The sequence below is a fragment of the Mesorhizobium sp. WSM4311 genome (genome assembly GCF_002295115.1).
In the GTDB taxonomy this organism is placed as follows: Bacteria; Pseudomonadota; Alphaproteobacteria; order Rhizobiales; family Rhizobiaceae; genus Mesorhizobium.
The window spans coordinates 141268-162554 of record NZ_NSFV01000005.1 but is presented as its reverse complement, the minus strand read 5'-3'; the positions used below and the strand labels follow the sequence as shown (position 1 = coordinate 162554).

At 64.3% G+C, this 21287-nt stretch carries 21 protein-coding genes; 10 read left to right on the top strand and 11 right to left on the bottom strand.

Annotated features, from left to right (window positions below):
• Nucleotide 1 precedes the first annotated feature (1 nt).
• Complete coding sequence (locus CK226_RS14920) at nucleotides 2-2080, top strand: bifunctional diguanylate cyclase/phosphodiesterase (protein WP_245437755.1); 2079 nt, start codon at nucleotides 2-4, stop codon at nucleotides 2078-2080.
• 121 nt (nucleotides 2081-2201) lie between these two features.
• A complete protein-coding gene (locus CK226_RS14915) occupies nucleotides 2202-2843 on the top strand; it encodes a LysE family translocator (protein ID WP_095792275.1) in 642 nt (213 codons plus the stop codon).
• On the opposite strand, the gene CK226_RS14910 is transcribed toward CK226_RS14915, so the two are convergent.
• Genes CK226_RS14910 through rlmN form a run of 3 tightly spaced genes read right to left on the bottom strand, consistent with a single transcriptional unit; the run spans nucleotide 2815 to nucleotide 4972 of the window.
• Nucleotides 2815-3297, bottom strand: a complete 483-nt coding sequence (locus CK226_RS14910; RefSeq protein ID WP_095788956.1) for a hypothetical protein — start codon at nucleotides 3295-3297, stop codon at nucleotides 2815-2817. The genes CK226_RS14915 and CK226_RS14910 overlap by 29 nt on opposite strands.
• The gene (locus CK226_RS14905; protein WP_179295982.1) at nucleotides 3294-3743 is read right to left on the bottom strand and encodes a hypothetical protein; all 450 of its coding nucleotides are present in this window, start codon (nucleotides 3741-3743) and stop codon (nucleotides 3294-3296) included. Before CK226_RS14905 ends, CK226_RS14910 begins: the two co-directional genes overlap by 4 nt.
• Nucleotides 3740-4972, bottom strand: coding sequence for a 23S rRNA (adenine(2503)-C(2))-methyltransferase RlmN (gene rlmN, locus CK226_RS14900; protein WP_095774834.1), 1233 nt, complete (start codon nucleotides 4970-4972; stop codon nucleotides 3740-3742). Before rlmN ends, CK226_RS14905 begins: the two co-directional genes overlap by 4 nt.
• Nucleotides 4973-5355: 383 nt before the next feature.
• Here rlmN and CK226_RS14895 point away from each other — a divergent pair, with 383 nt between their 5' ends.
• Both CK226_RS14895 and CK226_RS14890 read left to right on the top strand, forming a co-directional pair.
• On the top strand, nucleotides 5356-5655 hold the full coding sequence (locus tag CK226_RS14895; RefSeq protein WP_095774833.1) for a hypothetical protein: 300 nt from the start codon (nucleotides 5356-5358) through the stop codon (nucleotides 5653-5655).
• Between the two features lie 112 nt (nucleotides 5656-5767).
• The gene (locus tag CK226_RS14890) at nucleotides 5768-7123 is read left to right on the top strand and encodes a chloride channel protein (RefSeq protein ID WP_095792274.1); all 1356 of its coding nucleotides are present in this window, start codon (nucleotides 5768-5770) and stop codon (nucleotides 7121-7123) included.
• Between the two features lie 55 nt (nucleotides 7124-7178).
• On the opposite strand, the gene CK226_RS14885 is transcribed toward CK226_RS14890, so the two are convergent.
• The 3 genes from CK226_RS14885 to CK226_RS14875 form a co-directional block, all read right to left on the bottom strand.
• Complete coding sequence (locus tag CK226_RS14885) at nucleotides 7179-7682, bottom strand: invasion associated locus B family protein (protein ID WP_095774831.1); 504 nt, start codon at nucleotides 7680-7682, stop codon at nucleotides 7179-7181.
• A gap of 274 nt (nucleotides 7683-7956) precedes the next feature.
• On the bottom strand, nucleotides 7957-8319 hold the full coding sequence (locus CK226_RS14880) for a YkvA family protein (protein WP_095774830.1): 363 nt from the start codon (nucleotides 8317-8319) through the stop codon (nucleotides 7957-7959).
• A gap of 127 nt (nucleotides 8320-8446) precedes the next feature.
• Nucleotides 8447-8743 carry a 4a-hydroxytetrahydrobiopterin dehydratase gene (locus CK226_RS14875; RefSeq protein ID WP_095774879.1) on the bottom strand — a complete coding sequence of 99 codons (297 nt, stop codon included), beginning with the start codon at nucleotides 8741-8743 and terminating at the stop codon, nucleotides 8447-8449.
• A gap of 104 nt (nucleotides 8744-8847) precedes the next feature.
• Here CK226_RS14875 and CK226_RS14870 point away from each other — a divergent pair, with 104 nt between their 5' ends.
• Nucleotides 8848-9360 (top strand): low molecular weight protein-tyrosine-phosphatase, encoded by a 513-nt coding sequence (locus CK226_RS14870; protein ID WP_095774829.1) that lies wholly within the window; start codon nucleotides 8848-8850, stop codon nucleotides 9358-9360.
• On the opposite strand, the gene thpR is transcribed toward CK226_RS14870, so the two are convergent.
• Nucleotides 9264-9860, bottom strand: a complete 597-nt coding sequence (gene thpR, locus CK226_RS14865; protein WP_019862074.1) for an RNA 2',3'-cyclic phosphodiesterase — start codon at nucleotides 9858-9860, stop codon at nucleotides 9264-9266. The two genes, CK226_RS14870 and thpR, sit on opposite strands and share 97 nt — an antisense overlap.
• Before the next feature lie 128 nt (nucleotides 9861-9988).
• A complete protein-coding gene (locus CK226_RS14860) occupies nucleotides 9989-10633 on the bottom strand; it encodes an arylesterase (RefSeq protein WP_095774828.1) in 645 nt (214 codons plus the stop codon).
• A gap of 84 nt (nucleotides 10634-10717) precedes the next feature.
• Here CK226_RS14860 and CK226_RS14855 point away from each other — a divergent pair, with 84 nt between their 5' ends.
• From CK226_RS14855 to CK226_RS14840, 4 genes are all read left to right on the top strand, one after another.
• Nucleotides 10718-11413, top strand: a complete 696-nt coding sequence (locus tag CK226_RS14855) for an ABC transporter ATP-binding protein (protein WP_095792273.1) — start codon at nucleotides 10718-10720, stop codon at nucleotides 11411-11413.
• Complete coding sequence (locus CK226_RS14850; protein ID WP_095792272.1) at nucleotides 11413-13962, top strand: ABC transporter permease; 2550 nt, start codon at nucleotides 11413-11415, stop codon at nucleotides 13960-13962. The genes CK226_RS14855 and CK226_RS14850 overlap by 1 nt, the downstream gene beginning before the upstream one ends.
• A 243-nt stretch (nucleotides 13963-14205) precedes the next feature.
• Nucleotides 14206-14979 (top strand): Bax inhibitor-1/YccA family protein, encoded by a 774-nt coding sequence (locus tag CK226_RS14845; protein ID WP_095792271.1) that lies wholly within the window; start codon nucleotides 14206-14208, stop codon nucleotides 14977-14979.
• Between the two features lie 117 nt (nucleotides 14980-15096).
• Nucleotides 15097-15681 carry a GNAT family N-acetyltransferase gene (locus CK226_RS14840; RefSeq protein WP_095792270.1) on the top strand — a complete coding sequence of 195 codons (585 nt, stop codon included), beginning with the start codon at nucleotides 15097-15099 and terminating at the stop codon, nucleotides 15679-15681.
• Between the two features lie 162 nt (nucleotides 15682-15843).
• Here CK226_RS14840 and CK226_RS14835 read toward each other — a convergent pair whose 3' ends face one another.
• Together CK226_RS14835 and CK226_RS14830 are read right to left on the bottom strand one after the other, a co-directional pair.
• Nucleotides 15844-16230 (bottom strand): DUF2794 domain-containing protein, encoded by a 387-nt coding sequence (locus tag CK226_RS14835; protein WP_027055166.1) that lies wholly within the window; start codon nucleotides 16228-16230, stop codon nucleotides 15844-15846.
• Nucleotides 16231-16861: 631 nt separating this feature from the next.
• Nucleotides 16862-17647, bottom strand: coding sequence for a thioredoxin family protein (locus CK226_RS14830; protein WP_095792269.1), 786 nt, complete (start codon nucleotides 17645-17647; stop codon nucleotides 16862-16864).
• A 179-nt stretch (nucleotides 17648-17826) separates the two neighbouring features.
• On the opposite strand from CK226_RS14830, the gene CK226_RS14825 reads away from it, so the two are divergent.
• The gene (locus tag CK226_RS14825) at nucleotides 17827-18498 is read left to right on the top strand and encodes a ceramidase domain-containing protein (protein ID WP_095792268.1); all 672 of its coding nucleotides are present in this window, start codon (nucleotides 17827-17829) and stop codon (nucleotides 18496-18498) included.
• A 49-nt stretch (nucleotides 18499-18547) separates the two neighbouring features.
• Here the strand turns inward: CK226_RS14825 and acnA are convergent, their stop codons facing one another.
• Complete coding sequence (gene acnA, locus CK226_RS14820; RefSeq protein WP_095792267.1) at nucleotides 18548-21238, bottom strand: aconitate hydratase AcnA; 2691 nt, start codon at nucleotides 21236-21238, stop codon at nucleotides 18548-18550.
• Between the last annotated feature and the right edge of the window lie 49 nt (nucleotides 21239-21287).

Here is a 21287-nt window from a genome sequence, read left to right as displayed (position 1 = left end):
GATGCGCGTCATATCATGCATCGTCATGGAGCATAATCTGTGGCTCGTCCTGCTGGCGGCGCTGATGTGCGTCACCGGCTGCTGGGTGACGATCGGCCTTCTGGACCGCGCCAGGAAAACCGTCGGCGTGCAGATGCGGGGATGGCTTTTCCTGACCGCGGTCGCGGCCGGTTCCTCGATCTGGTGCACGCATTTCATCGCCATGCTGGCCTATCAGCCCGGCGCGCCGATCACCTTCGATCCGGCGCTCACCATGATCTCCCTGGTCATCGCCATGGTCGGCACCGGGGCGGGCTTCGGTCTTGCGCTCGACAAAGGCCGCGGCCTGGCGCCGGAATGGGGCGGATGCCTTGTCGGGCTGGCGATCTCGGCCATGCACTATACCGGCATGATGGCCTATCACGTGGCCGGCATCGTCGAATGGGACGCCGGCTACGTCATCGCTTCGGTGCTGATCGCGATGGCATTCTCCTCCGTGGCGGTCGGCCATGCGATGCGCCGGCCGTACCGCTGGTCGCACTATGTCGGCATCGGCCTTCTGGTGCTGGCGATCGTCGGCCTGCATTTCACGGCAATGGCGGCGGTGGCAGTGACGCCGCTTTCCTTCATCACCACGGGCACCAATCCCGACATCCTGGAAGCCATGGCCGTCGCGGTCGCCGTGGTCGGCCTGATCGTCGCCGCCACCGGGTTCGCCAGCTATCTGATCGACGAACGCGGCCGGCTCGAAAGCTTCGAGCGGCTGCAGCATCTTGCCCTCAACGACTCGCTCACCGGCCTTGCCAACCGGGTCTCCTTCAACGACCGCCTCGACCATGAGATCGAGCGGGCGCGCGAGGAACGGGACACGATGACCGCCGTCATCGTCATCGACCTCGACCGGTTCAAGGAAATCAACGACCTCAGGGGACACGCCGCCGGCGACCAGGCGCTCAAGATCATTGCCCGCAGGCTGGCGAAGCTGGCCGGCGACGGCGAGTTCGTCGCCCGGCTCGGCGGCGACGAGTTTGCCGCCATCAAGCGCTTCAAGGACCAGAACGACCTGCTCGGCCTGGTGTCGCGGCTGGAGAAATCATTGTTCGAGCCGTTGCGGATCGACGATTTCGAGAGCGTTACCGGCGCCAGCATCGGCGTTGCCGTCTATCCGCGCGACGGGGCCGACCGGGAGAGGCTGGTCAGCAATGCGGATCTGGCCATGTACCGGGCCAAAAACGACATGACGCGGGCCGTCTGCTTCTACGAATCGGCGATGGACGAGGCGGCGCGGGCGCGCCGGGCGCTGGCCACCGACCTTCGTCAGGCGATCGACCATGGCGAACTCTCGCTGCACTATCAGGTGCAGACCTCGGTGCAGACCGGCGCCACGTGCGGCTACGAGGCGTTGCTGCGCTGGACGCACCCCGTGCACGGCATGGTTCCGCCCGCCGAATTCATTCCGATCGCCGAGGAAAACGGTTCCATCCTGGCGATCGGCGAATGGGTGCTGCGCACGGCATGCCGCCAGGCCGCCTCCTGGGACAATGGCCACAAGATCGCGGTCAATCTGTCGCCGGTGCAGTTCGCCCATGCCGATCTCGCCACGCTCGTCCACCAAATCCTGGTCGAGACCGGCCTGTCGCCGAAGCGTCTCGAGCTCGAGCTGACCGAATCGACGATCGTCGCCGACAAGGTGCGCACGCTGCACGTGCTGCGCCAGATCAAGGCGCTGGGCGTGACGATCGCGATCGACGATTTCGGCACCGGCTATTCCTCGCTCGACACGCTGCGCTCGTTCCCGTTCGACAAGATCAAGCTCGATCGCTCCTTCATGGCCGATGTCGAGCGCAGCCCGCAGGCCAAGGCGATCATCCGCGCGGTGCTGGCGCTGGGGCGCAGCCTCGACATTCCCGTGCTTGCCGAAGGCGTCGAGACCGATGTCCAGCTCAGCATCCTGCAGGTCGAGGGCTGCAACGAGGCGCAAGGCTATTTCCTCGGCCGCCCCAAGCCGATCGATCAGATCGTGCTCATCGGCAGGCTTGACGGCCAGGACGGCCCGCTCACCTTCGAGGTGCCTGTCAGGATGAGGACAGCCACCGGCTGACGCTCGCCGCCACGAGCGGGAACTGTCATTGCGGAAAGCGATTGCCTTGCTGGATCAACGCTTTATCTGGCGCCGGCACGGCGCATGCTGTATAGGCCTATGCGTTTCCTGGGGCCTGCCAATGTCCTTCATTCCCGACACCGCCACGCTGATCCAGTTCGCCATCGCCACCGTGATCCTGGCGATCACGCCCGGGCCCGACATGACCCTGTTCGTCTCGCGCACGCTGAGCCAGGGGCGCGCCACCGGCTTTGCCTCGATGGCCGGCGCGCTGTGCGGCACGCTGATCCACACCACGCTGGTGGTGGTCGGCGTCTCGGCGCTGATCGTCGCCTCGCCGATTGCCTTTTTCGTGCTGAAGATCTTTGGCGCCGGCTATCTCGTCTTCCTGGCCTGGCAGGCCATCGCCAAGGGCTCGGCCTTTTCGCCGGAAAAGAAGATAGGCCCGCAGATCTCGCTGCTGCGCAGCTGGGCGGCCGGGCTCGGCGTCAATTTGCTCAATCCCAAGATCATCCTGTTCTTCATGACCTTCCTGCCGCAGTTCGTCTCCGCGCATGACCCGAACGCGCCGGGAAAGCTGTTCTTCCTGGGCTCGATGTTCATCGTGCTGTCGATCCCGGTGACGGTGCCGATGGTGCTGGCGGCGGAGAAATTTTCCGCGGCGATGAAGGCCAGCCCGCGCGTCACGCGGGTGGTCGACTATCTCTTCGCCGGCGTGTTCTCGGCCTTCGCGCTCAAGATCCTGACGGCCCAGGCGAAGTAGGCGCGTTCGCCTCTTTCCACCAGTTTCCGGCCCAGCGCCCGGCGCTCAGCCAGTAGAAGATACCGCCGACCATGCCGCCGCCGATCACCGCCATGATGGCGCTGGCGTCGGTGATCGCGAAGGTGGACTCTTGGGCGTGGTCGACCAGGCCGAGGAAAACGCCCGCCACCACCGCGCCCGCCAGCGCGTAGTACAGCCAGTCGCGCCGGCCTAGGATTTCGGCAAGCAGGATGACGATCACCGCCGGCAGGAAAGCGAAATAGGCGACGAACAGAGCGACGAAGGGGATCGAGAAATACAGCGACGCCGTCGCCGTCGGGTATGTGTGGTCAGGCGTATAGCCGAGCGAGGCCAGGAACAGCACGTTGAGGAAGGCGCTCGCCGCCAGCGAGGCGACGGCATAGCCGAACAGGATCATGGCAAAGCGCACGAGATAGGCGACGAGACGGGTCATCCGGGATCCCGCGGCGTCAGACGGCCGGACTCGCGCCCGGCCAACAGCCAGTAGACCGAACCGGCGGCGGTGCCGGCCGTGGCCAGGAAGCCGAGAAAGCCTGGATTGAACACAAAGCCTCCGGCCGAGCCCGGGACAAGGACGCCAAAGGCGATGGAGGTGATCGCGCCCGTGACCGCGAAATAGAACCATCCCCGCAGCGAAAACCATTCGGCGACCAGGATCGCGGGCCCGACGATCAGCAGCGCGCAGACCGCCACGGTCAGCACGGCGAGCGGAAACGACCGCAGCCAGTCGAAGGTGAAGACCAGCGACCAGTTGCCGTACTCGATACCTTCCAGCAGCGTGATCAGCAGCACCGGCACCAGGATCGAGGTCAGCACACCGGCGATGTAACCGACGGCTATCATGGCGATACGTTTGAGCCCGACGACGAGACGGCTCACGCCTCCCCGTGCCCCGCGATCATCATGGCTTCCAGCGCCAGCCGGTCCACTTTTCGCATGCGCTCGGATTCCGATTTCAGCTGGCCGCAGGCGGCGAGGATGTCGCGGCCGCGCGGTGTGCGGATCGGCGAGGCATAGCCGGCATTGTTGATGTAGTCTGCGAATTTCTCGATCGTCTCCCAGTCCGAGCACTGGTAGTTGGTGCCCGGCCACGGGTTGAACGGGATCAGATTGATCTTGGCCGGAATGCCCTTGAGCAGCTTGATCAGGCCTTTGGCATCCTCGATGGAATCGTTGACGTCCTTCAGCATCACATATTCGAAAGTGATGCGCTTGGCGTTCGACAGGCCGGGATAGGCGCGGCAGGCGGCGATCAGTTCCTTCAGCGGATACTTCTTGTTGATCGGCACCAAGAGGTCGCGCAGATCGTCATTGGTGGCATGCAGCGAGATCGCCAGCATGACGCCGATCTCCTCGCCGGTGCGGAAGATTTCCGGCACGACGCCGGAGGTCGACAGCGTGATGCGCCGCTTCGAAAGGGAAAGCCCGTCGCCGTCGGAAGCGATCAGCAGCGCCTTCTTCACAGCCTCGAAATTGTAGAGCGGCTCGCCCATGCCCATCATGACGATGTTGGACACTTTGCGGCCCTCGGCCGGCACGATGGCGCCGTCCGGCGTGTCGCGGTCGGGGAAATCGCCGAGCCGGTCGCGCGCGGTGAGCAGCTGGGCGAGAATCTCTTCCGCCGTCAAATTGCGCACCAGCTTCTGCGTGCCGGTGTGGCAGAAGGAGCAGGTCAGCGTGCAGCCGACCTGCGAGGAGATGCAAAGCGTGCCGCGGCCTTCCTCGGGAATATAGACGGTCTCGATCTCGACCGGCCGGCCGGCGCCGCGCGCCGGAAAGCGGAACAGCCATTTGCGGGTACCGTCGGAAGAAATCTGCTCCTCGACGATCTCGGGACGCGCGACGGTGAAATGCTTGTCGAGCTCGGCGCGCAGGTCCTTGGAGATGTTGAACATGCCGGCGAAGTCGGAGACGCCGCGCACATACATCCAGTGCCAGAGCTGTTGGGCGCGCATCCTTGCCTGGCGCTCCGGCACGATACCGGACGCGACGAGCGCCTCCGCGAGCTCGGCCCGCGTCAGGCCGATCAGCGACGGCTTCTCGGGCGCGGCGCGGGCGCGCAACGCGTCACGGGCACCTTCAGTGGTGAGGTCGAAGGAAAGGGTCATGGTCGCACTGATATAAGCGTTTTGCGGCCGATTTCATTCATCGTGCCGGGAACTGAAGCGCGGCGCATAGCACAGGTTGAGCGCGGAGTCATGCAGTGCGCTTCATTGTATGATCGCCTGACCTTGAAGGTCGGCGCTGGCCTTCATTGCCCTGCCGGGCTTTTCTCCTCCTGTGCAGGGTTATGCCTGTCTTGCGGCGGCGGCGCGATTGACGAGCGGCTTCCCCGGAGTGGGGGTCGACCTTGCACCGAAGCAATGCTTCCGCCTGATTGGAGGGCAGCCCCTATTGACCGATCACATGATCGTGTTCGCGTAACGATTCCCATCGCACCTGCGAAGTCTGAATGGGGCAACTATGCCTCTACAAAATGGGAGTATGCAGAATGAACTCTATCAAGTTCGCCGTCATTGCCGGCCTCGTCGGCCTTTCTGCCTCGCAGGCATTTGCCGAAGACGCGATGGGCACGATGACCATGATGAAGGGTGGAGAAGTGATGGCGATCATGCCGGACGGGCATATGGGCACCATGATGCCGGATGCAAAGATGGGCGCCGAGATGATGAAGATGGCAAAGCCGATCAAGCACTGCATGATGATGATGACCGACGCCAAGGGCAAAGCCTACATGATCGATACGTCGACCAAGAAGGCTCAGGCCGAATGTGAAAAAATGGCCATGTGAGCCAGCCCGGATCCCGCCGGTGTACGCCGGCGGGATCCGACGCGTGGATCAGCCCCACAGGCTTGATCGGCTCCGTGGGTGTGCTAGGCCGGGCCACCACAATGAGGCGCGGATGGCCGGCATATCGCGAAAATACCCGATGTTGCGGCGCTCACAGGCTATGTGGGCCTCGCGGCGTGTCTGGCAGCCGCGGCTGGTGTTCTGGGCCGGCGCGGTCTCGATCGGCGTCATCAGCGTGCTGTTCGCGGTGCTGGCCGACCGGGCGCAAGCGCTGTTTCACCTCGTCACCGGCAACGGTGGCGGCTGGCGTTTCTACCTGCCGTTGATCATAACGCCGCTCGGCTTCGTGCTCTGCGCCTGGCTTGCCCAGGCCTTTTTCCCCGGATCGCAGGGCAGCGGCATTCCGCAGGCGATCGCCGCTCGCCATTTGCGCGACGACGAGGATCGCGGTCATCTCCTTTCGCTTCGCCTGGCTGCAGGCAAGATCGCGCTTACCGTCATCGGCCTGTTCTGCGGCGCTTCGATCGGCCGCGAGGGTCCGACCGTGCAGGTCGGCGCCTCGCTGATGCTGCAGGCTGCGCGCTGGGGCGGCATGGCGCAGGCGCGCGGCCTGATCCTGGCCGGCTCGGCCGCCGGCATCGCCGCCGCCTTCAACACGCCGCTCGCCGGCATCGTCTTCGCTATCGAGGAGATGGGCCGCACCTATGAGGCGCGCACCAACGGGCTGGTGCTGACGGCGGTGATCCTGGCCGGCCTCGCCTCGCTCGGCCTGCTCGGCAATTACACCTATTTCGGCGTCTCGAAGGAAACCATCGCCTTTGCCGCCGACTGGCCGCTGGTGCTTGGCTGCGGCGTCATCGGCGGCGGCTTCGGCGCGCTGTTCTCGCTGCTGGCGCTGAAGATCACGCGGCGGATCCGGCGCTGGCACACGCAGCAGCCTTTGGCTCGCGCACTGTTGGTGGCGGCTGTCTGCGGGCTTGGCGTGGCGGTGATTGGCATCGCCTCCGGCGGGCTGACCTTCGGCACCGGCTACGCGCAGGCGCGCGGCGCTGTCGAAGGCACGCCGCTGCCATGGTTCTTCTTTGCCGAAAAATTCCTGGCCGGCGTGCTGTCGATGGTCTCGGGCATTCCCGGCGGCATCTTCGCGCCGTCGCTGGCGGTCGGCGCCGGCATCGGCAGTTCGCTCGGGCTGCTGTTTGGCGCCGGCGCTGGTGCCGCCGCGCTGCTCGGCATGGCCGGCTATTTCGCCGGCGTCGTGCAGGCGCCGATGACCGCCTTCGTCATCATCCTGGAAATGACCGGCAATCACGACAATGTCATCGCGCTGATGCTGGCCTCGATGCTGGGCTATGGCACGGCGCGCCTGATCTCGCACGAGCCGCTCTATCATGCACTGTCGCGCGTCTTCATCGCCGAGGCGATCCGGCGGCGGCGGGCCGAGACAGTGCCGGAGCCAGGTCAGGGCTGAAAAAGCAAAGGGCCGGCTTTGCGGCCCGGCCATTCGCTTCAAAACGAAGGTTTGCCTATTTGCACTTGGCGATCGACGTCAGCGCCGCCGAAATGCCCTTCAGCGAGAAGACATAGGAGGTGGGGTTGCCGCGGCCGGACTTCGCCGTCACCTTCATGTCGGTGCCGGTCTTCATGGCGGCGATCAGCACCGGTTCCTCGGCGGCGTTCTCGACCCAGGCCGACTTGCCGCGCGTGAACATCGAGAAGGACTTCTTGTCGATGGTGACGGTGGCCTTGGAGCCTTCCTGGAAATTGTAGCCGGCGATGAATTGCGGCTCGTAGGACACCTGCTGGCCGGGACGCTGGCTGACGAAGAAGAACATGTCGCCATGGTCGAGCGTCGGCGGCTGCTTGTCGGTCGGCACGGTGAGCACGTAGCAGACCTTGCCGCCCGATGCCTGGTAGCTATAGGTGCCCCAGGCATTGTGCTGGCCGATCTTGGTCGCCTGCTGCGCCAGAACAGGCGCTGCCGAGGCCACCAGGACCAGACTCGAAACCAGTGCTATCAATCCGCGCATCGTCTTTCCCGTATTCCAAATGGTGCGGGGGCGGGCCGCATGGCGTCCAGCCGTCGCTTCATTTTGATTTAATCTGGGTTACCAAACGGTGAATTTCCCTCAAGAAAAGGACGCTCACCCCCGGAAACCGCCGCCATTCCCGCACCGCCGCCTTGTCAGCGGCCGGCGCGACGTCCCTTCGGCGACTTGGAGGCCACGAAAGCGGCAAGAGTTTGACTTTTCAGCAGGGCCTCCAAACGCCTCTGTCCACAGGCCAAGCGCCACGTGACGACGCTCAGCCCTTGTCGGCAATGGCGTCCTTGGCGGCCTGGCGATGTGCCGGCGTGATGTGGGCGCTGACGGCGGTGATCGCTGCGGTCAGCACCGCGATGTCGTCGGTGAAACCGAGGCCGACGACGAAGTCGGGGATGAGGTCCACCGGCAGGACGAAATAACCGAGCGCGGCCACCAATATGCCCTTGGCGCGCAGCGGCGTGTTCTTGTCCATGGCGCAGTAATAGGCGGCAACGACCTCTTCCATGAACGGGATCTGCCGCGCGGCCTTCTTGGCCGTGCGCCAGAATTTCTCGCGCACTTCGCCCTCGCCGCCCAGCCTGTCGCCAAAGCCGAAGAAATCAAAACCGGGTTGTCGCGCCATCAATCACTCCTTGCGGTCTCATGCGCGTCCTGGCGCATGCCTCGCGAGCGAAAATGTGGTGAAAGCCGGACCCGGCTGCAAGATGCCGGTGCCGATTTGGGGTCACCGCTCACGGCCAGGCGTGCACTCAGCCGCCGAAATAGCGGTTCATCTTCTTTGCCAGCGCGATGTCGAGCGCCGTGACGCCGCCGGCGTCATGGGTGTTGAGCGTCACGTCGACGGTCTTGTAGACATTCGACCAGTCGGGATGATGGTCCATCTTTTCGGCCGCCAGCGCGACGCGGGTCATGAAGGCGAAGGCTTCGGAGAAATTCCTGAAGACGAAGCTGCGCTTGATCGAGCCACCGTCCGCGGCCAGCGACCAGTCGCCGAGTTCGGCAAGGGCGGCGGTGATGGCGTCCTTGCTGAGTTTTTCTCTCGTCATGATGATTTCCCGTGCTATTTCGAATTTGACCCTCACCATAGTGCAAGTCGCCCCGAAGTGCTGTGCGGTTTTGGGGTTCCAAATGCACAAACGGCGCATATCGAATGAGCATGAAGCCGATAAATTCCATTCTGTTCGTCTGCCTCGGCAACATCTGCCGCTCGCCACTGGCGGAAGGTGTTTTTCGCGCCGTCTGGGCCGAGCGCGGCCGGGGCCGCGACATGCTGCTCGATTCGGCCGCCACCAGCGGCTGGGAGGTCGGCTCGGCCCCCGATCCACGCTCGATCGCCGTCGCGATGCGTCACGGCATCGACATTTCCGGACAGAGAGCACGCAAGGTCCGGCGTGAGGATTTCTCCCGTTTCGACCTGATCCTCGGCATGGACCGCTCGAACGTCGCCGACCTCGAGGCGCTGGCGCCCGCACGGGACCGGGTGCACCTGTTTTTAGAGTTCGCGCATGGACAGGCGCGTGACGTGCCCGATCCCTATTATGACGGCGAAGATGCGTTCGCTTCGGTCTACCGCATGATCCGCGAAGCGTCGGAGGCGCTGGCGACGCGGCTGGCGGCGCGGGCATCGTTGCCGGACAGCGGCCAGGCCTCCTCGACGATGTAGGGGCCGCCGCCGACCGAATCGCGCGACGACATCAGGACGAAGCGGCCGATGCGGAACGGCAATGTCGAGAAATTGCCGCGTGCCGACAGATATTGCGCGACATCCAGCGGGCTCGAATTGCGCAGCCGCGCCAGTGTGACGTGCGGCATGAACTTGCGCGGATCGGCGGGGATGCCGAGCCGCTGGCAGATGCGCTCGATCTCGCCCTGAAGCGCTGCCAGATCTGGCGAGGCGGACGCGCCGGCCCATACGGCGTGCGGCTTTTTCTGGCCGAAAGCGCCGACACCGGACAGTGTCAGCGAGAAGGAAGGGCGGTGCACGCGGTCCAGCGCGTTGGCGATCTCGTCGGCGACATGGCCTTCGACATCGCCGATGAAGCGCAGCGTCAGATGGTAGTTTTCGACATCGATCCAACGGGCCCCCGGCAGGCCGCCCCGGAGCAGGGACAGCGAAAGGGCAGCATCACGCGGAATTTCGAGGGCGGTGAAAAGACGCGGCATGAAGAGCCTCCCTTCCTCGAATCGAACTGTCACCTATAGCGAATCATCGATAGGCTGATGGAGCAAGAGGTTTATTGGTCACAGGCTTTGCTAAAAACTTCCCTAACGGAAAGCGGTTCCGCCCGGCCTCACGCGCCTCCGGGCACCGCCGCGATGGCCTTCTCGACCGTCGGCAGGATGCGCTCGACCATCTGGTCGACCCCCTTGGCGCTCGGATGCAGGCCATCCTCGAGCTGCATGCCGGGCTGCCCGGCGACGCCGTCGAGGAAGAACGGGTAGAGCGTGACATCGTATTTTTTCGCCAGCTCCGGAAAGATGCGGTCGAAGGCGGTCTGATAGTCGGCGCCGAGATTGGGCGCGGCGCGCATGCCGGCCAGGAGCACGGCGATGTTGCGCCGCTTGAGCCTGGCCAGCATCTCGTCGAGGTTGTTCCTGGGGATATCGGGCGAGACGCCGCGCAGCATGTCGTTGGCGCCGAGTTCGAGGATGACCAGCCGGGTTCCGTCCGGCACCGACCAGTCGAGCCGCGCCAGGCCGCCGCTGGTGGTGTCGCCGGAAACACCGGCATTGGCGACGGCCACGTCACGGCCCTTGGCGCGCAGGGCGGCCTGGAGCTTGTCGGTAAAACCCTCGCCAGGCCCGAGACCGTAACCCGCCATCAGGCTGTCACCGAAGCCGACGATCTTGAAGGGCTCGGCCCGCGCCGACGAAATGGCGCCGCAAAGGGCGAGGAAAAGGATCAAGCCTGCGGCTATCTGGCGTTTGAAAGACATGCGGCAGGCCCCATATGACCAAAAGATTCTTCCCGGCTTCCGGCAAACAGAGCCTTCACGTTCCATATAGGACACACTTTCATTTTGACAGAAGCCGTCATCGCGCTGAAAGACGTATCGCTGACGCTCGGCGAGGGCGCTTCGTCTGTCCATGTGCTCAAGGACGTCAGCCTCGAAGTGGGGCGCGGCGAGGCGACCGGCATCGTCGGCCCTTCGGGGTCCGGCAAGTCGACACTGTTGATGGTGCTGGCAGGCCTGGAACGGGTCGATTCGGGCACGGTACGAATCGCCGGCGAGCTGCTCAACGGCAAAAGTGAGGACCAGATTGCTTCGTTTCGTGGCCGAAACATTGGCATCGTCTTCCAGTCCTTCCACCTCATCCCCAATATGACGGCGCTCGAGAATGTCGCGGTGCCGCTGGAGCTGGCCGGCCATGCCGATCCGTTTTCGGTGGCGGAACGCGAACTGGCGGCGGTGGGCCTGAGCGACCGCGTCACCCATTATCCCGGCGAACTCTCCGGCGGCGAGCAGCAGCGCGTGGCGATCGCCCGGGCGCTGGCGCCGTCGCCGCGCATCCTTATCGCCGACGAGCCGACCGGCAATCTCGACCAGGCGACCGGGCGGCAGGTCGCCGACCTGCTGTTCGCCAAGGCGGCCGAGCGCGGCATGACGCTGGTGCTGGTCACCCACGATCCGGCGCTGGCGGCGCGTTGTTCGCGCCAGGTTTCGATGCGTTCGGGCCGGATTGAAACACCGGCGCCCCTGAAGGTCACCGCCTGATGCCGCTGGCGCAGACGCTGAAACTCGCGGTCCGCTTCTCGCTGCGCGAAATGCGCGGCGGCCTGTCCGGCTTCCTGATCTTCCTTGCCTGCATCGCGCTCGGCGTCGCGGCGATCGGCGGCGTCAATTCGGTTGCCCGCTCGATCAGCGCCGGCGTCGCCGATCAGGGCCAGACGCTGCTTGGCGGCGATCTCCGCTTCCAGATCAATCAGCGCGACGCCAGCCAGGCCGAGCGCGGCTTCCTCGACGGGCTCGGCACCGTTTCGCGCACCGCCAGCATGCGCTCGATGGCGCGGCTGGCCGACGGCTCGGATCAGGCACTGGTCGAGGCCAAGGCGGTCGACGACGCCTATCCGCTCTATGGCGCGCTGGAGACCGAACCGAAGCTGTCGAAGCAGGAACTGTTCGGCGAAGAATTCGGCGTCTTTGGCGCGACCGCCCCCGATCTGTTGTTCGAAAGGCTGCATCTCAAGCCCGGCGACCGGCTGAAGCTCGGCACGGCGACCTTCGAATTGCGCGCCAGACTGATCACCGAGCCGGATGCCGTGTCCGACGGTTTCGGCTTCGCGCCGAGGCTGATGATCTCGGCCGAAGGTCTGGCCGCCACCGGGCTGGTGCAACCAGGCAGCCTGGTCGAAAACGCCTACAAGATCCGGCTGCCGGCCGACGCCGGCGAGGCGGGGCTCAAGGCCATTCAGGATCAGGCGGCGCAAAACTTTCCCGAGGCCGGCTGGTCGATCCGCACGCGCGACAATGCGGCGCCGGCGCTGTCGTCCAACATCGAACGCTTCTCGCAATTCCTGACGCTGGTCGGGCTGACGGCGCTGGTGGTCGGCGGCGTCGGCGTCGCCAATGCGGTGCGCGCCTATCTCGACGGCAAGCGCGGCGTCATCGCCACCTTCAAGAGCCTCGGTGCTTCCGGCGGCTTCGTCTTTGCTGTCTATCTCGTGCAGATCCTGATCATTGCCGCCCTTGGCATCGCCGCCGGCCTGGTGCTCGGCGCGCTGATGCCGTTCGTGGCAAGTGCCGCCCTCCAATCCGTCATTCCGGTGCCGGCGCAGGGCGGCTTCTATCCTGGCGCGCTCGCCATGGCGGCGCTGTTCGGCCTGCTGGTGACGCTGGCCTTCGCGCTGCTGCCGCTCGGGCGCGCCCGCGACGTGCCGGCGACGGCACTGTTCCGCGAGATGGGGCTTGAAGGCCGCGGCCAGCCGCGGCCCGTCTATGTCGCTTCGGCGCTCGGCATCGCGCTGTTGCTGGCGGCGCTCGCCATCCTGTTCTCGGGCGACCAGCGCATCGCCTCGATCTTCGTCGGTGCCACCATCTTCGCCTTCCTGGTGCTGCGCCTGGTAGGCGCCCTGGTGCAATGGGCGGCGAGAAAAAGCCCGCGCGTGCGCTTCGTGGCGCTCAGGCTCGCCGTCGGCAACATCCACCGGCCGGGCGCCCTGACGCCGTCGGTGGTGCTGTCGCTGGGGCTCGGGCTGACGCTGCTGGTGACGCTGGCGCTGATCGACGGCAATCTGCGGCAGCAGATCTCCGGCAGCCTTTCGGAGCGGGCGCCGAACTTCTTCTTCGTCGACATCCAGGGCAGCGATGTCGATGCGTTCTCCGCGCTGATCGCCAAGGAGGCGCCAAAGGGGACGCTGGCCAAGGTGCCGATGCTGCGCGGCCGGGTAATGGCGCTCAACGGCGTCGATGTCGACAAGGTCAAGGTGCCGGCCGCAGGCGCCTGGGTGCTGAAAGGCGATCGCGGCCTGACTTATGATGCCAAACAACCGGAAAATGCGACGCTGACCGAGGGCAAATGGTGGCCGGACAATTATGCCGGCGAGCCGCTGGTTTCCTTCTCGGCGCATGAGGGCCAGGAGATCGGACTGAAGCTTGGCGACACCGTCACCGTCAATGTGCTCGGCCGCAACGTGACGGCAAAGATCGCCAATTTCCGTCAGGTCCAATGGGAAACGATGGGGATCAACTTCGTCATGGTGTTCTCGCCCAACACATTCGCCGGGGCCCCGCATGGCTGGATGGCGACGCTGACCGAAAGGAGCGCCACCACGGCCGATGACGCGCGCGTCCTCAATGCCGTCACCCGCGCCTTTCCCGCGGTGACGACGGTGCGGGTCAAGGACGCGCTCGATGTCGTCAACCGGCTGGTCGGGCAGCTCGGCACGGCGATTCGCGCGGCGGCCGGCGTGGCGCTGATCGCTTCGGTGCTGGTGCTGGCCGGCGCGCTCGCCGCCGGCAACCGGGCGCGCATCCACGACGCGGTGGTGCTGAAGACGCTCGGCGCCACAAGGCGAACGCTGATCACGGCGTTCTCCCTCGAATACATGCTGATCGGACTGGCCACCGCCATCTTCGCGCTGGCGGCGGGCGGCATCGCGGCCTGGTACATTGTCGCCCGTATCATGACCCTGCCGTCGCATTTCATGCCGCAGGTGGCGGTGGCGACCATCGTCTTTGCGCTTGTGATCACCGTCGGCATCGGCCTCGCCGGCACCTGGCGGGTGCTCGGCCACAAGGCGGCGCCGGTGTTGCGCGAGCTGTAGTTCCGGGGCCGACGCCGCTATCGCGGATTAAATCTTGGTAAGGATGGCGGCTGGAAAGCCCGGGAATCCGCATTTCGGCTCCTCACGAACCGTTACATCCGGTTACGGTCTTGTTCTTGACGCGAATAACCATCATATTTCGCCACAGGCATGCTGGAGCCCCGCCAGCGGCGCCTGGGTCCGGTGGATTTACGTCCCAACAGGATCTGACACCGGACGGGGCAGAAGCAATAGAGGACTACAATGGCTGAACCCATTCGCAACTTCCAGACGCGCGCCGTGCCCGGCGCAGCCGTCGACATCGACCAGGGCCTGCGCGCCTATATGATCAAGGTCTACAATCTGATGGGGCTTGGCCTCCTCATCACCGGCCTTGCCGCTGTCGGCACGATCATGCTGGCCACCACCACCGATCCGGCCTCGGCCGTCGCGACGCTGCCGAGCGGCGAGATGCTGACGTCGTTCGGCTTCGCGATCTTCGGATCGCCGCTGCGCTGGGTGGTGATGCTGGCGCCGCTGGCCGCCGTGCTGTTCCTGTCGTTCCGCGTCCAATCGATGAGCGTTTCGGCGGCGCAGACGACCTTCTGGGTCTATGCCGGCCTCGTCGGCCTGTCGCTGTCGTCGATCTTCCTGGTCTACACCACGGCCAGCATTTCGCAGACCTTCTTTGCCACCGCCGCCGCCTTCGGTGCGCTGTCGCTGTTCGGCTACACGACCAAGCGCGACCTGACGGCGATGGGCTCGTTCCTGATCATGGGCGTGTTCGGCATCATCATCGCGATGGTGATCAACATCTTCCTGCAGTCGTCGGCAATGTCCTTCGCCGTCTCGGCGATCGGCGTGCTGGTCTTCGCCGGCCTCACCGCCTATGACACGCAGAAGATCAAGGAGATGTATTTCGAGGGCGACGCTTCCGATATCGCCGGCCGCAAGGCCATCATGGGCGCGCTGAGGCTCTATCTCGACTTCATCAACCTGTTCATGTTCCTGCTGCAGTTCATGGGCGACCGACGCTAAGGCTTCGCATCATGGTCTGACTGGACCATCGGGTTTGGAAGGGCGGCCCAACGGCCGCCCTTTTCTTTTGCGCCGGCGTTTGCTGTTATCGAAGGCAGAAGAAGGCTTGCATAAAGAATGAGCAATCTCGTGATCAGGGCGGCCAGCGCCACCGACCTCGACACCATCACCGAAATCTACGCCGACGCCGTGACACACGGAACGGCGAGCTACGAGCTGGAGCCGCCCAGCCGCGCCGAGATGGGCACGCGATTCGCCACGCTCACGGCCGGCGGCTTTCCCTATCTGGTGGCGGAGAAGGACGGCGCAGTGCTCGGCTACGCCTATGCCGGCGCCTTCCGGCCGCGCCCGGCCTATCGCTTCATCGTCGAGGATTCGGTCTATGTCGCGCCTGATGCCAAGGGCCAGGGCATCGGTCTCCAGCTGATGCAAGCCTTGATCGCGGCGGCCGAGGCGGCGGGTTTTCGCCAGATCATCGCGGTGATCGGCGACGGCCATGCCGACAGCGCCTCGGTCAGGCTGCACGAAAAGCTCGGCTTTCGCCATTCAGGCCGGCTCGAAGGCTCCGGCTACAAGCACGGGCGCTGGCTGGACACGGTGTTCATGCAGTTGTCGCTGAATGGCGGTGCGTCGCTGCCGCCCGACCCGGTCTCGCTGCCGGAGCGGAAGTTTCGGGGGGATAAAGAAGAATTGAAGAACTGAGGAACTGGAGAACTGGAGAACTGGAGAACAAAGAAGATGGCGCTTACGTCAGGTATTGAGTGCCTTTTTCCTCAATTCCTCAATTCCTCAATTCCTCAATTCCTCAATTCCTCAATTCCTCAATTCCTCAATTCCTCAATTCCTCAATTCCTCTTCCCCGGCTCAGGCCTCGACCACTCTCAGCTTGCTGTCGAAGACGCCAAGCACGCGGCCGAGCTCCTGGCCGCGTTTGAGGATGCGGCCGCCGGCGGCGATGACGGCGAAGGCGCCTTGCTTGCGGGCCAGTTTCGGATCCTTGACGATCTGGAACAGCGGCACTTCGCTGGCGCGGCGGAAAACGGAAAACACCGCCCTGTCGGTCAAATGATCGATGGCGTAGTCGCGCCATTCATTGGCGGCGACCATGCGTCCGTAGAGCCTGAGGATCTGGTCCAGTTCACGCCGGTCGAAGCGCACCGGCTGGTCGAGGCGTGCGCTGCGCGCCTCGTGCAGCGGGATTAATATTGCGGATGCGTCACCATCCCCCGTCCCGCCGCTGTCGTCAGTCATGCCTCGATCCTTCAAAATGAATCTTTGCCAATCAAAATTGGCCCCTTCGCGCTGCAATTGCAAGAGCCGGCGAAGCGGTCGCGGCAGCGCGCCTTTTCGGTCACGTCCAGTCACGTTTGCAAACCGCATGTTGGAATTGGTGATGCTTCGCCACATTTCTGCCTCTTTTTATCCGCGCTCATGCCCCAATGTCCGACGAATTTACCGGCGTTGCCTGAGACGGTTCGGTCCGGCACCGGCTCGTAAACCCCAAGCCCCCCGCCCACGGGTCTGCGTCGGATCGAACCAACCTCGGTTTTTCCTTGGAAAAATCGGGTGCGACGATCCCAAAACTTCAATGACCGGCGTCAGAAGCAAGCTGACGTCGGTTTTTTCATGCCTGAAGGTCCGGATCGATCGTGATGTTATCGGCGCCGTCGATCCATGCCGCGACATTGCCCGAAGAACGCGCCGGTTCAGAATAAGCGGTCGCACGAGTTGGCGTCGGTCAGGCCCGAGTCGAGAGCGCCCGATCTTGGACCGCTTTTACATATGGCAAATGTCACGGCATGGATCCTCGGGTCTCCGCGACGGAGCTTCGCTCCTGCTCCGCCCGTGGATGACCAAGGCAAGGCCGTTTTCGGCGATTGCGTTACGGCTTGTGGATGAAGGCGGCGCCGAGAATGGGCCCTGGCATGCCGTCCTTGCCGACCGACTGCAAAAGCACGGCGCAGCCGCCCTTCTTGGTGATCTCGCTCATCGGCAATTCATAGCGCTGCGCCTTGCCGTGCCACATGCCGGCGGTCTGGATGCTGGTGACGGCGTTCCAATAGGTCATCTTGCGGCCGGAGTTCTCGCCCTGGCCGATCTTGACCATCTGCGGCGGCTCGAAATAAACGATGACGACATGGGCGTCGCTCGGACCGGCGCCGGCATCGCCGGCATCGATGATCACGCGGTCGCTGGTGCGGCTGACCTTGACGGGCACACGCATGCCTTCGCCGGATTTCGCCATGCGGGCCAGCGCGCCGTCGACCTCACCGCGATTGGCACCGTTGACATGCGCGCGGCCATTGAGGACCGCTTGCGGCGTATAGACGGAGCGACTGCCGAAGGCGCGCATGTAATCATATTGCCGCTCGGTGTTTTCCTTGCGGCTGAGCGTGTCCTTCCAGCCGAGATAGTCCCAATAGTCGACGTGATAGGAGAGCGCGACAATGTCTTCCCTGGTCGCAAGTTCGGCGAAGAAGGCATCGGCCGGCGGGCAGGAGCTGCAGCCCTGGCTGGTGAACAGTTCGACCACGCCGAGCGGCCTGTCGGGCGAGGGTTTTTCGGCCTGGATCCCTTCGGCCTCGCCGGCATGGCCGGCACCGGCAAACGCCGAGAAGGCCAGCGCGAAGGCTGCCAGCCAAAGTGATCTTCGCCAGGCCATGATCATTCCAATTCCCGCCGGTGGCGCCGGCTTTGTTCTGATTGTCTGAAATATGTGGCAGAAGCGGAAGTCAACGGGAAGTCACGTTGCGGTGAAATTTTTGCCGTTGCAGCCGCAGCTAAGGCCGCAATAGGAGGGACCCTGCATTTCACGACGCGGTTCGATCGAGGGCTGGCATCATCATCATGTGGCAAACTCTCCTGATCCCTGCCGATCTCTATTGCGAGCGGACCTGGCCTGGACTTTGGGCAGAGCCCGCCAATGCTTTGACCAACCTTGCCTTCATTGCCGCGGGATTATGGGGCGCGCGGGAAGTACGCCGATGCGAGGCCGGCACTTTCGCCGCGGTACTGGCCTGGTGGGTGGTGGCGATCGGCATCGGCTCGACGATCTTCCATACCTTTGCCACCAGGGGCACGATCTGGGCCGATATCCTGCCGATTGCCGGCTTCACCCTCGCCTATACGCTGTTCAATCTGCGCCGCTTCCTCGGCATGGAATGGGGCAAGGCGATGGTGGTCTTGGTCGTCTTCCATGCGGTGGCCGGCGCGATAAGTTTCGCCGTGCCGGACTGGCTGCGCCTGGCATCGAACGGCACGACGAGCTACCTGCCGCCGTTCCTGGCGCTGGCCTTCTTCGGCATCTGGGTGACGGCACGCGGCAACCGGGCCGGCTGGTACAATCTGGCGGGGTCGGCGATCTTCGTGGTGTCCGCCTTCTGCCGGATGATCGACCCGATGGTCTGCGCCAGCTTTCCGCTCGGCACGCATTTCCTGTGGCACATCCTCAACGGGCTGATGCTGGGGGTGCTGCTGGCGGCGGTGGCGCGGTTTGGGGCACCGAAAGGAAGGCAGTAGGCAGTAGGGGCCTTATTCCCTACTGCCTAAGCCCCATTTCCTTGCTGCCTTATGCAGCCAGATCGCGCAGCACGTACTGCAAGATGCCGCCGTTCTTGAAGTAGTCGAGCTCGTCCAGCGTATCGATGCGGCAGACGATCGGCACGTTCTTCACCGTGCCGTCGCCATAGGTGATCTTGGCGGTCATCGTCTGGCGCGGCTTGATAGTGCTCAGGCCATCGATCTCGACCAGTTCGTCGCCCTTGAGGTTGAGCGAGGCCCAGGACGTGCCTTCCTCGAAGACGAAGGGGATGACCCCCATGCCGACCAGGTTCGAGCGATGGATGCGCTCGAAGGACTGGGCGATGACGGCGCGGACGCCGAGCAGGTTGGTGCCCTTGGCCGCCCAGTCGCGCGACGAGCCGTTGCCGTATTCAACGCCGGCGAAGATGACCAGCGGCACGCCTTCCTTCTTGTACTCCATCGCCGCGTCGTAGATCGATTCCTCTTCCTTCGACGGGTAGTGGATGGTGTAGCCGCCCTCGCGGCCGTTCTCGCCCAGCATGTGGTTGCGGATGCGGATGTTGGCGAAGGTGCCGCGCATCATCACCTCATGATTGCCGCGCCGCGTGCCGTACTGGTTGAAATCGGCGACGCCGACGCCATGGTCGGTGAGGTACTTGCCGGCCGGGGAAGCCGCCTTGATCGAACCCGCCGGCGAGATGTGGTCGGTGGTGATCTTGTCGCCGAACAGGCCGAGCACGCGGGCGCCCTTGATGTCGCCGATCTTGCCGAAACCTGATGTCATGCCGGCGAAATAGGGCGGGTTCTGCACATAGGTCGAATTGTCGTCCCAGGCATAGGTCTGGCCTTCCGGTGCCTGCACCTTTTGCCAGTGCTCGTCGCCCTTGAAGACGTCGGCATATTTGCGGGCGAACAGCTCGCGGGTGACGTTCTTTTCGATGAACTCCTGGATCTCGGCCGAGCTCGGCCAGATGTCCTTGAGGTAGACCGGATTGCCGTTCTTGTCCTCGCCGAGCGGTTCGGTGGTGAGGTCCTTGGTGACGGTGCCGGCCAGCGCATGCGCCACGACCAGAGGCGGCGACGCCAGATAGTTGGCCTGCACGTCGGGCGAGACGCGGCCTTCGAAGTTGCGGTTGCCGGACAAGACCGCGGCAGCAATCAGACCTTTGTCGTTGATGGTCTTGGAGATCGGCCCAGGCAGCGGGCCGGAATTGCCGATGCAGGTGGTGCAGCCGAAGCCGACCAGGTTGAAGCCGATCTGGTCGAGCTCCTTCTGCAGGCCTGACTTCTCCAGATATTCGGCGACGACCTGGCTGCCGGGGGCGAGCGAGGTCTTCACCCACGGCTTCTGCTTGAGACCGAGGCGGTTGGCGTTGCGGGCCAGAAGGCCGGCGCCGATCAGCACGCTCGGGTTCGAGGTGTTGGTGCACGACGTGATGGCCGCAATGACGACGTCGCCATGGCCGAGATCATGGTCGGTGCCTTCGACGGCGTAGCGCTTGGAAATCTCCGCCGCCTTCTTGTATTCGGTATCCATCGCCTTGGCGAAGCCGGCCGGGATGCCTTCCAGCGGGACACGGCCTTCGGGGCGCTTGGGGCCGGCCATGGACGGCACGACGTCGCCGAGGTCGAGCTCGAGCAGGTCGGTGAAGACCGGGTCGGCGGAGCCCGCTTCGCGCCACATGCCTTGTGCCTTGGAATAGGCCTCGACCAGCGCGATGCGGCTTTCCTCGCGGCCGGACATGGTCAAATAGCGGATGGTTTCGCTATCGACCGGGAAGAAGCCGCAGGTGGCGCCATATTCGGGCGCCATGTTGCCGATGGTGGCACGGTCGGCGAGCGTCATGTTGGAGAGGCCCGGGCCGAAGAACTCGACGAACTTGCCGACGACGCCCTTCTTGCGCAGCATCTGGGTGACGGTCAGCACCAGGTCGGTGGCAGTGACCCCTTCTTTCAGCTTGCCGGTGAGGCGGAAGCCGATCACTTCGGGCAAGAGCATGGAGACCGGCTGGCCGAGCATGGCCGCCTCGGCCTCGATGCCGCCGACGCCCCAGCCGAGAACGCCAAGGCCGTTGATCATGGTGGTGTGCGAATCGGTGCCGACGCAGGTGTCGGGATAGGCTGTCGTTTCGCCGTCCTCGGTGTTGGTCCACACGACCTGGCCGAGATATTCGAGGTTGACCTGGTGGCAGATGCCGGTGCCGGGCGGCACGACGCGGAAGTTGCGGAACGCCTGCTGGCCCCATTTCAGGAACTTGTAGCGTTCCTCGTTGCGCTCATATTCGAGCTCGACATTACGGGCAAAGGCCAGCGGCGTGCCGAACTCGTCGACGATGACGGAGTGGTCGATGACGAGGTCGACCGGGACCAGCGGGTTGATCTTCTGGGGGTCGCCGCCGAGTGAGGCCATGGCGTCGCGCATGGCGGCAAGGTCGACCACGGCCGGAACGCCGGTGAAATCCTGCATCAAGACGCGGGCCGGGCGGTAGGCGATCTCGACGCCGGCGGTGCCCTTGTCGGTCAGCCAGCCGGCCACCGCCTGGATCGAGTCCTTGGTGACGGAGCGGCCGTCCTCGTTGCGCAAGAGGTTCTCCAGCAGCACCTTCATCGAATAGGGCAGCTGGGCGATGCCGGTGAGGCCGTTCTTCTCGGCCTCGACGAGGTCGAAATAGACATATTCCGCATCGCCCGCTTTCAGCGTGCGGCGGCAATTGAAACTATCGAGGGATTTTGACACGTGCGATCCGTCCTTGTCTGTTCAGCCTGAAAGGGAACGGACGCCGATG

Bases quoted from the DNA above. Each gene is read 5' to 3' on its own strand.
- CK226_RS14920 (WP_245437755.1), top strand. From the start codon at position 2: ATGCGCGTCATATCATGCATCGTCATGGAGCATAATCTGTGGCTCGTC.
- CK226_RS14915 (WP_095792275.1), top strand. From the start codon at position 2,202: ATGTCCTTCATTCCCGACACCGCCACGCTGATCCAGTTCGCCATCGCC.
- CK226_RS14910 (WP_095788956.1), bottom strand. From the start codon at position 3,297: ATGACCCGTCTCGTCGCCTATCTCGTGCGCTTTGCCATGATCCTGTTC.
- rlmN (WP_095774834.1), bottom strand. From the start codon at position 4,972: ATGACCCTTTCCTTCGACCTCACCACTGAAGGTGCCCGTGACGCGTTG.
- CK226_RS14895 (WP_095774833.1), top strand. From the start codon at position 5,356: ATGAACTCTATCAAGTTCGCCGTCATTGCCGGCCTCGTCGGCCTTTCT.
- CK226_RS14890 (WP_095792274.1), top strand. From the start codon at position 5,768: ATGGCCGGCATATCGCGAAAATACCCGATGTTGCGGCGCTCACAGGCT.
- CK226_RS14885 (WP_095774831.1), bottom strand. From the start codon at position 7,682: ATGCGCGGATTGATAGCACTGGTTTCGAGTCTGGTCCTGGTGGCCTCG.
- CK226_RS14880 (WP_095774830.1), bottom strand. From the start codon at position 8,319: ATGGCGCGACAACCCGGTTTTGATTTCTTCGGCTTTGGCGACAGGCTG.
- CK226_RS14875 (WP_095774879.1), bottom strand. From the start codon at position 8,743: ATGACGAGAGAAAAACTCAGCAAGGACGCCATCACCGCCGCCCTTGCC.
- CK226_RS14870 (WP_095774829.1), top strand. From the start codon at position 8,848: ATGAGCATGAAGCCGATAAATTCCATTCTGTTCGTCTGCCTCGGCAAC.
- thpR (WP_019862074.1), bottom strand. From the start codon at position 9,860: ATGCCGCGTCTTTTCACCGCCCTCGAAATTCCGCGTGATGCTGCCCTT.
- CK226_RS14860 (WP_095774828.1), bottom strand. From the start codon at position 10,633: ATGTCTTTCAAACGCCAGATAGCCGCAGGCTTGATCCTTTTCCTCGCC.
- CK226_RS14850 (WP_095792272.1), top strand. From the start codon at position 11,413: ATGCCGCTGGCGCAGACGCTGAAACTCGCGGTCCGCTTCTCGCTGCGC.
- CK226_RS14845 (WP_095792271.1), top strand. From the start codon at position 14,206: ATGGCTGAACCCATTCGCAACTTCCAGACGCGCGCCGTGCCCGGCGCA.
- CK226_RS14840 (WP_095792270.1), top strand. From the start codon at position 15,097: ATGAGCAATCTCGTGATCAGGGCGGCCAGCGCCACCGACCTCGACACC.
- CK226_RS14835 (WP_027055166.1), bottom strand. From the start codon at position 16,230: ATGACTGACGACAGCGGCGGGACGGGGGATGGTGACGCATCCGCAATA.
- CK226_RS14830 (WP_095792269.1), bottom strand. From the start codon at position 17,647: ATGATCATGGCCTGGCGAAGATCACTTTGGCTGGCAGCCTTCGCGCTG.
- CK226_RS14825 (WP_095792268.1), top strand. From the start codon at position 17,827: ATGTGGCAAACTCTCCTGATCCCTGCCGATCTCTATTGCGAGCGGACC.